The following is a 9,163-nucleotide window of genomic DNA, read 5'->3' on the forward strand; positions in this document are numbered from 1 at the left end:
TACAGAAAAACTAAAGCGATCGCCAGCCAAGTCAGTTAACTCGTATAAACGCTTCTCCTAAACCCCAGTCAAAGCCTAACACTGCGTTGGAGCCGACCGATTGAGAGGTAATCGGTAAGAATCAAAGGTTATCTGCGACAGCTCCACTCCAGCATCTTAATATTCCCATCTACTCCTGCGACGTAGAAGATTTTGAGTTAGACTTGAAGAATCTAGGGGAGTTGGGGCGATTGTGATTTTTAGGGAGCTGTCTATGTTACTGCAAAACCTGAAGGAAGAAGCTATCAAGTTATCACCGAGCGATCGCCTCGCGTTGGTCAGTGCTATAATTGAGTCCTTGCAGAATACCCCAAGTGCAAAGCCTGATCGTTATGGTGCAATTCGACGAATGCGCGCCTTACTCAAAACAGACCAGCCTGCACCAACTGACCAAGAAGTAGCTGTGATGCTAGAAGAGCATCGGGTGGAGAAATACCTTCAGTGAGAGTTTTAATTGATACCAATATTCTCCTAGATTTTCATGGTGAAAACTGATGAAGTTGACTGTAACACTTGACCGTGACGAAGATGGAGTTTGGGTTGTAGAGTGTCCCAGCATTCCGGGTTGTGTCAGCCAAGGTCAAACGAGGGCAGAAGCTCTAGAAAATATCAGATATGCAATTATCGCTTGCCTTGAAGTTCGTGCAGAACGTGGGCTACCCCTAACGATTGAAACCTGCCAAGTAGAGGTAATGGCGTAATCATGTCCTCTACTCTTCCTGTTCTCAGCGGACGTGAGGTAGTCGGAGTATTTGAAACCTTCGGCTTCACCGTTACACCGATTTGATAGATTATCTGGAACAATGGCTGAAGTCGGCGAGAGTTCAAGGAGCGATCGCGGAGCGTGGCGGTAGCCGTATCGCCTTTTGTCGGGTGAATGTTTGGGAATCCGATAAAAATGCCTTTTCCGGGTTTGATGTATATCGGAATTTACCCTTTCAGTCGGAGCAGATGGAAACCTTCATCCGGCGATTCTTTGCCCAGAGTGATTAAAAACAGTAACTCCTGGCAGTAAAGGCTTGTAGCTTTTTGAGGCTAAGGTGCATATCCCCTTGATTCTGTATAACATCCACCTTTAAAAAAGGCTGAACCCCTTGCCAGTTAAGGAATTGGGCGAGGAATGAAGTTTTGTGTATGCTAAATCTACCAATTTTTGACACCTCGATATTTATGTGCTAAAATCCCAGCACAGCTTAGTTATGGAGGGTTCAGCTTCCTAAAGTCTTAGGTATGTTAGGCTGCTAATCGCCGCCTAATTAATAATGGTTATGTCGCCAGCCCTCGGTGGAGTCGTGGCTAAATGCTGTCGGTTTTGCAGCCAGGTTAAGTTAGACCAGTTGGCAGAGAGTTACACAAGATCTTGAGCAAGGATGAATTAACCCAAATGCCTAAAGATATGGTGATCATACAAACTATATTTCTCTAGTTAAGTCAATTGATTCTAATAACCCATCATGAGTACAGATTTTCTACAACCAAATCTTGAGGACTTGCAACAAGACGTAATAAGTCTACTTAAGAAAATCGAAGAGTTAATGTATCGTGCCAGTAATCTGTTGATTTCTGACCCTTCAGGTAAGAAGTATGCCGGGTTTCAAAAAGAAGTTGTAGATGCCAAAAAGAATGTAGAAGATCTTGAGTTAGTCATGGCGATCGTTGCTCCTATGAAGGCGGGGAAGTCTACGATTATCAACGCGATTGTTGGACAAGATATATTACCTAGTCGGGCATCAGCCATGACTACGTTACCCACGGAAATTATTCTTCGTTCTGATAAAGCACAGCCAGTTTTAGTGCTGAAGCCAAATACTATTTCATGTTTAAAGAGGACTCTTTCAACTCTACAGCAGAAAATTAAAACAAACGGTCTAAATCAGGCAGTTACCAAAATGGCAAAGTATCCCCATTTAACTTCACTGATTCCGAAAATTCAAGATGGCTTCTCGATTCAGTCTGAGATAGGGGGGTTAGAAGGCATCAAACAAACATTAACGGATTTGAATGACATCGTTCGCGTTTGTACAGTTCTTGAGCCGTTGATAGATCCATTAAATCAAGAATATTTTGACGTTCCCTGCATCTATACTCCTTTCTGGAAAGCCACAGATGCTGGTCAATCTAAATTCTTAGGAAATCTCGTTATTGTTGATACTCCCGGACCTAATTAAGCCGGAGAAAACCTGAGATTGTCTGCGGTTGTAGCAGAGCAATTACGCCGAAGTTCAATGGTTCTAATTGTCCTTGACTTTACACAGTTAAATAACAAAGCAGCAGAGGAAATTAAGCGCCAAGTTGAACCGGTTGTTCGATTGTTAGGGAAAGAGAATTTATATGTTCTTGTCAATAAGGTTGATCAAAGAACTGAAAAAGATCCGATGACATCTGAGAAGGTGAAGCAGTTTGTCATTGCTGATTTGGGATTGGGTGAATCAAGTGATGCAGGAAGGGTGTTTGAGGTAGCCGCCAGATGGGCTTTTTGTGCGGCGAGTTTCCTTTCGGAAATGCAACATCACCCTAATATTAAAAAAGAGGAGATGAAAACTGCAAGAGCTTTAGCAGAGCAAGTTTTTGGGATTGATTGGGAAGAGGAACTTGAAGATTGTTCATTGGAACAATTGCAAAAAAAGGCTCAGAGATTATGGAAGAAGTCCGGTTTTGAGCCCTTCTTGGAGAACGCCATCAATGTTCTCATGGAAAGTGCTGCTCCCAGATGTATCAAATCTGCACTTAATCTTAGCCGTCAACGTTTAGAAGAATTGAGAGATGACGTTATACTAAGAAGTAGTGCCATTGCTAAAGACGAAGAGAAACTCAGGTTAGAAGTGGCAGCGTTGGAGCAAGATCTTGAACATCTTGAACTGAGTCGTAAGCGACTTAAAGAAGTTGATAATATCAAGAATCATCTTCAAAAAAATCTTGAAGACTTACTTGGGAAATTAAAGGAAACAGCAGCCATAAGTCTTGAAGATTACTTTGCCAAAGAAGACTATGAGCAAGCTAATTTAATCCAAAGGCTAGACATAGAAGCAAGAAAAATTTTTACGACTCCGCTGGGTAGCTTTGAATTATTTCCTAAATGGATTTCCGAAAGACTGAAAAACGCCGTAGAATTTAAGAGTTCTGGAATCTTGGAATTTAAGAGTGATGATGAAGCAGAGGAATTTGCCAATGGAGCCGTTGCTTATGCCAAGCAACGAGCAGAGAGTCTTCTGGTCGCCTTTCGAGAGGAAACGATTCGCGAGGTTGAGAAAGCACGTTCAAAATTAATGAGTTTTTTGGAACAAGAAACAAACCCCATTATTGAAAGAGCACGTACCCGTCTTAATAAATCTTTTGATATCACCCTTTCTCTACCCCCTCCTGTTGTAGATACATCTGACCATATATCTGTTAATAGACCTCACATTAGAAGCCAAACCAAAACCATAGATCAGGGATATGAAGAAGTAACAGTTCACAAAAGAGTGTGGTGGCATTGGCTTTGGATAATACCAATCGGTCTTACATAAAAACGAAAGCGTCCTAACAAGAATATAGATTATTATACGGTTTCACTAAATGAGTTGATTCCTGAAATAAATTATTCAATGCAAGCGAGTATTACTGCTCTTGAAGAAAGTTTGAATAAGTATCTTGATGATGATTTCCAACAGCGGTTTGATCAATTTTTTGCCTCTTTGGATGCCTATTTAAGTAACTACAGGGATAGCTGAAAGCAGGCTCAGGAAGATCAGCAACTTGCTGCTGAGGAGAAGAAAACGCTTATCAGTGGGTTGAACTCAATTGTCCCAGAGGCAACTGCACAAATAAAAAAGTGTAGAACTTATGCTGAGTATGCCAATTCATTACTCCTAAGACAGTGAGGAGCAAACCATATCGAGGAACTCAAAAAACTAGAGCGTTGAGTTCCTATAGTTAGCGATAAAGCACTGCTCAACTTAGTGAATGGAATTCCCATAAATTGTGACCTTGTACGATTCACAATGTGAAATTAAAAGTGAGTCTCACATATAAACAGTACCGATTGGGAACAAAGCGAATGGGAGTGGTAGCGATCGCATTTCGATGTTTTTTTGGTTAATCTTGACCCCACAATTGGCAGTGAAATTAAGAAAAAACGACCCTGTGCGATTATCTCACAGGATGAAATGAACCTTTATATTGCCACGGTGATTATTGCACCAATGACGACAAAAGGGAAAGCCTACCCGACGGGAATTTCCTGCCAGTTTCATGGTACAGTTTGATCACACCTTGCCATTATTGATATTGTAGGAGTTATTTGTGAAAGCCCGTGACTTGCTCAAGCCAGGTGAAAAGGTGGTTGTTATTTTTACAGCCGAAGGTCGCCAAAACCCAATTCGGTATCTTCCTTGATGTAGCTTTAATTCTGGAAAACTGGCTGAAGTCGGCGAGAGTTGAATGAGCGATCGCGGAGCGTGGCGGTAGCCGTATCGCCTTTTGTCGGATGAATGTTTGGGAAGCCGATAAAAATGCCTTTTCCGGGTTTGATGTGTATCCGAATTTACCCTTTCAGTCGGAGCAGATGGAAACCTTGATCCGGCGATTGTTTGCCCAGAGTGATTAAAAACAGTAACTCCTGGCAGTAAAGGCTTGTAGCTTTTTGAGGCTAAGGTGCATATCCCCTTGATTCTGTATAACATCCACCTTTAAAAAAGGCTGAACCCCTTGCCAGTTAAGGAATTGGGCGAGGAATGAAGTTTTGTGTATGCTAAATCTACCAATTTTTGACACCTCGATATTTATGTGCTAAAATCCCAGCACAGCTTAGTTATGGAGGGTTCAGCTTTCCACATCTTGGGTATGTTAGGCTGCTAATCGCTGCCTAATTAATAGTTAGCTAGCTCGGTAGCAAAGGGTAAGCCCCCTGATTGGTGAATGACACTTATATGGGACAGCAAATGCTGTTACTGAGTAGTTGCAACTATGGAGTTGGGTTGAGCTTTACTTTGAAGCTGCTCTGGACTAATACATTAGCTCTATCTGTTGTAGAATCCCCTAAAGGTTCAAAAACCTGTAGGAGCACTGGTGCTGCTTGAAAGTTCAAGGATCAAAAATGCGAATAGAGGATGATGCTCCATCACAATCACCACAGAACCTTCGGCTACCACTATTTGGTGACTGTCTCATAGTCAATCAAGACTTTCAAGAGCAATTTGAAAATTATCGAGTAAATAAAAGTATCGCCCCTTTGCTTTTGTTGGGAGATGTTCTTGAAGTCATGAAAGAGCTACCCAGTGATTCTTTCGATTGTTGTATGACTAGTCCACCCTATTGGGGAAAAAGAGAATATGACGCAGGCGGAATCGGATGGGAGCCGGATTTCAAGACTTATGTAGATAACTTATGCTCAGTTTTTTCTGAAGTTCATAGAGTTCTGAAGAAAACAGGCTCTTTTTGGCTCAACATTGGCGATTCTTACTACCACAAAAACTTGCTCGGCTTACCGTGGCGTATCGCCTTGAACTTGACAGATAATCAAGGCTGGATCCTAAGAAATAGCGTTATTTGGAACAAAGTTAAAGGAGGACCAGACCATTCTAAGGATAGATTGAGAAATATACATGAAAACCTGTTTCACTTCGTGAAGTCACCAAAGTATTACTATGATATAGATTCTATTCGTTCTTCACCAAGAAAGACGAAAGTAGTGAATGGTTCTGTTGTTTCGGCGACGGGTGTCACTGGGATTCGCTATAAGCGAAAAATCGAGCTATCCACTGACCTATCTGAAAATGAAAAACGCAATGCTTATCAGGCATTGGAAGAAATTCTTCGTCAAGTTTCTGATGGCATTATTTCTGATTTCAGGATGATTATTCGAGGGCAACAAAGAACCACGCATTCTGATTCTGAGAAAGTTTCTGGTCGGGCCAAAGAACTCAAAGAAAAAGGATTTTACTTTCTGAAATATCATCCTAAAGGATCTAAGCCAAGTGATGTTTGGGAAATTCTTCCAGAAGATACTCAAAAACGAGAACTTCACTTTGCACCCTATCCCGTCGATCTTTGTAAAATTCCCATATCTTCTACCTGTCCACCTAACGGAATTATTATAGATCCTTTTTGTGGTACTGGAACTACGATGTTGGTAGCCCAGTTACTTGGCAGAAAGTCCTGCGGGATAGATATTTCCCATCATTACTTAGAGATAGCGAAAGCCAGAAGTGAAACAATTTTATGAGTAAAATAATTGAGATTTTTGGATATTCAATAAATCAACCCGAACATATAGATTGGACAAGTCTTATTCGAGAGCAACATTGTCCATATTTACAAAGGCGTTGTATAAAAGTCCGCAAAAGTCAACCTGATATATCCATAGGTACCTGCTCAGTAATCTATGGCAAAAATGCGATTCCGGTCATCATTTGTCCTCATAGGTTGCTAGAGAGAAAACAGATCTTCATAGACTGCTTACACTTGTTAACGAACCATGAACCTGGAAATGAATTGCATCTGGTTTCAGAAATTTCAATTCCAGGAGGGAATGTGGATTATTTTCTCGTATCTGCCTTAAATAATAAGGTGAAGGATTTTGTTGGCATTGAACTCCAAACGCTGGATACAACCGGTACTGTGTGGCCGGAACGCCAACGGTTACTTGAAGAACTGGGAGTTCCTACAGAAGATAACCAAAGTCAATCCCAAAAGACCTTCGGTATGAACTGGAAAATGACAGCTAAAACAATCCTTATACAGCTACATCATAAAATTGAGACTTTTGAGCATATCAATAAAAAGCTGGTTCTTGTAATTCAAGATTGTTTCCTAGATTATATACAGCGTGAATTTAGCTTTTCACATATCAGTCATCAAGCTCAATTAGGAGATTCTATGCATATTCATGCCTATCAAATGACGGAGCAACCAGACCATTCTTTGAGGTTAGCGTTGGGTTGTCGTTTAAGTACAGATGTGGAGGGTATTGCTAGATGCCTTGGTCTTCAAGCCGAGGCGAATATTGAACTTGAGCAAATCGTAAAGCCTTAGAATCGAAGTTGTCAGTGAACACTGTGTTTACTCCTGTGTAACTTATTGACTAGTTAACACTGCGTTGGTGCGGACGGAACAGAGGTTATCGGTGAGAGTCTGGCAGTTGCCAATTAGCGATCGCTGGCGTTTAGTCCAGTGCTTGTTAACTTCAATTCAACAGGAAACCCTCACCGTGAATTCATCAACAAAAAATGTGAATTATTTTGCGGAGCTTCATCCCTGGACTCAAAGCCTCATTAAAGTCATTCAGTTAGGAACAGAAGAACCCCCAGAACCTTATGTAGACTACTAGAGGAGAAGTACAGGTAAAGCAGGCTGATGCTCCATCAATTGACCGCTTCTTGGCTTGTGGTTACAATGTAGTTACATCCTGCCTTTAAGGCGATCCAAGCATCAGCAAAGTGATTAGAACCCGAATCGTTAAAATGGGCAACTCCCAAAACACGACCCTGTGTGATCATCTCACCCTATGAAATGAACCGTTATATTGCCACGGTGATTATTGCACCAATGACGACAAAAGGGAAAGCCTACCCGACGGGAATTTCCTGCCAGTTTCATGGTACAGTTTGATCACACCTTGCCATTATTGATATTGTAGGAGTTATTTGTGAAAGCCCGTGACTTGCTCAAGCCAGGTGAAAAGGTGGTTGTTATTTTTACAGCCGAAGGTCGCCAAAACCCAATTCGGTATCTTCCTTGATGTAGCTTTAATTCTGGAAAACTGGCTGAAGTCGGCGGGAGTTCAAGGAGCGATCGCCTTTTGTCGGGTGAATGTTTGTAATTGGGGCGATTGGTTTCCCATATAATGTTTCCTTAGTAAACGAACGATCGCCTTTTGTCCCTATGCCTAAATCAGCCCCATCCCCAAAAAATAATGGTGCCAGTCTTGGTTATGAGGCGGAACTTTTCAAGGCAGCCGACAAGTTACGCGGCAATATGGAGCCCTCCGATTATAAGCACGTTGCCCTGGGGCTAATATTTCTCAAGCACATCTGCGATCGCTTTGAGACTCGACAGCGAGAACTAGCCGAGGAATACCCCGAAGGCGTGGAAGATTCCGATGAGTATACAGCAGAAAATGTGTTTTGGGTGCCCCAGGCGGCGCGGTGGTCGCACCCGCAAGCCAACGCCAAGCAGCCGACCATTGGCAAGCTGATTGATGAGGCTATGCTGGCGATCGAAAAGGAGAATTCCTCCCTGAAGGGGGTTCTGCCCAAGGAATACGCCCGCCCCGCCTTGAATGCCGTAATGCTGGGGGAGTTGATCGACCTGATCTCTAACATTGCCCTAGGGGAGGCGCAGGACACCGCCAGGGATGTATTGGGGCGGGTGTATGAGTATTTTCTCGGCCAGTTTGCCGGGTCCGAGGGCAAGCGAGGGGGCGAGTTTTACACCCCGCGATCGGTGGTGCGGGTGATGGTGGAGATGCGTCTACATAGCCTATAACCCCTATTCTACCGTTACTTAGGTGTTACTCAAAACCATAGCAGGATAACAAGTGAGTAAAAAATGAGTAACGATATCAATACCCCTACAGTAGGGGGAAAGGGTAACTATGACGGGGGCTATGCTAGATTCTTGAAAGCCTATCAGGAGTTTAAGGGTGAGTGTCCTAGGGGGGTTAGCCTTAAAATCCAGAAGTCAGGGCTTAGGTACAATCTCTTATTGCAGTTTAAGCAACCACCTACCGGGAAACGCAGCTCCAAAACGGCTAACCTTGAGTGTACTCCAGAAGGGGTGATAGACGGCGTCAAGAAAGCTAAATTGGTATCTGAAGCCCTAGGGACTATCACTAGCGCTAGTGAATTTTGGGATTGGTACGATAAAACCATCCTAGGGAAAAATCAGATTGAGGATAATCTGATAACCTACCGGGAAATATTTCAACAACTGGAGGATGAGTATTTTGCCGGGTACAACCGCAACACAGGAAGGAAACGTTCTCGCGATATCGTAAGCGATTTAACATCTTACCATCAAAGTAAAGGGGTATATTTTGACCAGTTTCCTAACTGGGATATTCACCCCACGTGGGAGGGCTTTAAAGCTATGCTATACACTCCCCTACAGAACGGAGAACAATTAGTAGGTTCCAAAACATTTA

Annotated in this window: 12 protein-coding genes and 2 pseudogenes; all 14 read left to right on the forward strand. The window is 42.6% G+C overall.

Annotation, left to right across the window (positions count from 1 at the left end; genetic code table 11):
* The first annotated feature begins 253 nt into the window (after positions 1-253).
* Complete coding sequence (locus P5674_RS21315; protein WP_006615838.1) at positions 254-484, forward strand: hypothetical protein; 231 nt, start codon at positions 254-256, stop codon at positions 482-484.
* Between the two features lie 49 nt (positions 485-533).
* A complete protein-coding gene (locus P5674_RS21320) occupies positions 534-740 on the forward strand; it encodes a type II toxin-antitoxin system HicB family antitoxin (RefSeq protein WP_006615837.1) in 207 nt (68 codons plus the stop codon).
* 82 nt (positions 741-822) lie between these two features.
* Positions 823-1,032, forward strand: coding sequence for a hypothetical protein (locus P5674_RS21325; protein ID WP_014274414.1), 210 nt, complete (start codon positions 823-825; stop codon positions 1,030-1,032).
* Between the two features lie 461 nt (positions 1,033-1,493).
* On the forward strand, positions 1,494-2,207 hold the full coding sequence (locus P5674_RS21330; RefSeq protein ID WP_014274416.1) for a dynamin family protein: 714 nt from the start codon (positions 1,494-1,496) through the stop codon (positions 2,205-2,207).
* 18 nt (positions 2,208-2,225) lie between these two features.
* A complete protein-coding gene (locus tag P5674_RS21335) occupies positions 2,226-3,548 on the forward strand; it encodes a hypothetical protein (RefSeq protein ID WP_014274417.1) in 1,323 nt (440 codons plus the stop codon).
* Between the two features lie 78 nt (positions 3,549-3,626).
* A complete protein-coding gene (locus P5674_RS21340) occupies positions 3,627-3,752 on the forward strand; it encodes a hypothetical protein (RefSeq protein WP_315670258.1) in 126 nt (41 codons plus the stop codon).
* Between the two features lie 360 nt (positions 3,753-4,112).
* Positions 4,113-4,286: a type II toxin-antitoxin system PemK/MazF family toxin gene (locus P5674_RS21345; protein ID WP_014274419.1), complete on the forward strand. Its 174-nt coding sequence runs from the start codon at positions 4,113-4,115 to the stop codon at positions 4,284-4,286.
* 830 nt (positions 4,287-5,116) lie between these two features.
* Positions 5,117-6,244, forward strand: coding sequence for a DNA-methyltransferase (locus P5674_RS21350; protein ID WP_006616237.1), 1,128 nt, complete (start codon positions 5,117-5,119; stop codon positions 6,242-6,244).
* A complete protein-coding gene (locus P5674_RS21355) occupies positions 6,241-7,053 on the forward strand; it encodes a NotI family restriction endonuclease (protein ID WP_006616236.1) in 813 nt (270 codons plus the stop codon). Before P5674_RS21350 ends, P5674_RS21355 begins: the two co-directional genes overlap by 4 nt.
* A 91-nt stretch (positions 7,054-7,144) precedes the next feature.
* Complete coding sequence (locus P5674_RS21360; RefSeq protein ID WP_231852092.1) at positions 7,145-7,348, forward strand: hypothetical protein; 204 nt, start codon at positions 7,145-7,147, stop codon at positions 7,346-7,348.
* Between the two features lie 155 nt (positions 7,349-7,503).
* Positions 7,504-7,629: pseudogene (locus P5674_RS21365) on the forward strand (type II toxin-antitoxin system PemK/MazF family toxin); the annotation flags it as partial.
* 47 nt (positions 7,630-7,676) lie between these two features.
* Positions 7,677-7,865, forward strand: coding sequence for a hypothetical protein (locus P5674_RS21370; RefSeq protein WP_126277464.1), 189 nt, complete (start codon positions 7,677-7,679; stop codon positions 7,863-7,865).
* Positions 7,866-7,902: 37 nt separating this feature from the next.
* Positions 7,903-8,505, forward strand: coding sequence for a type I restriction-modification system subunit M N-terminal domain-containing protein (locus P5674_RS21375; RefSeq protein ID WP_014274424.1), 603 nt, complete (start codon positions 7,903-7,905; stop codon positions 8,503-8,505).
* A gap of 63 nt (positions 8,506-8,568) precedes the next feature.
* Positions 8,569-9,163, forward strand: a pseudogene (locus P5674_RS21380) (recombinase); the annotation flags it as partial.

It is taken from the genome of Limnospira sp. PMC 289.06, assembly GCF_032350395.1.
GTDB lineage: Bacteria > Cyanobacteriota > Cyanobacteriia > Cyanobacteriales > Microcoleaceae > Limnospira > Limnospira platensis.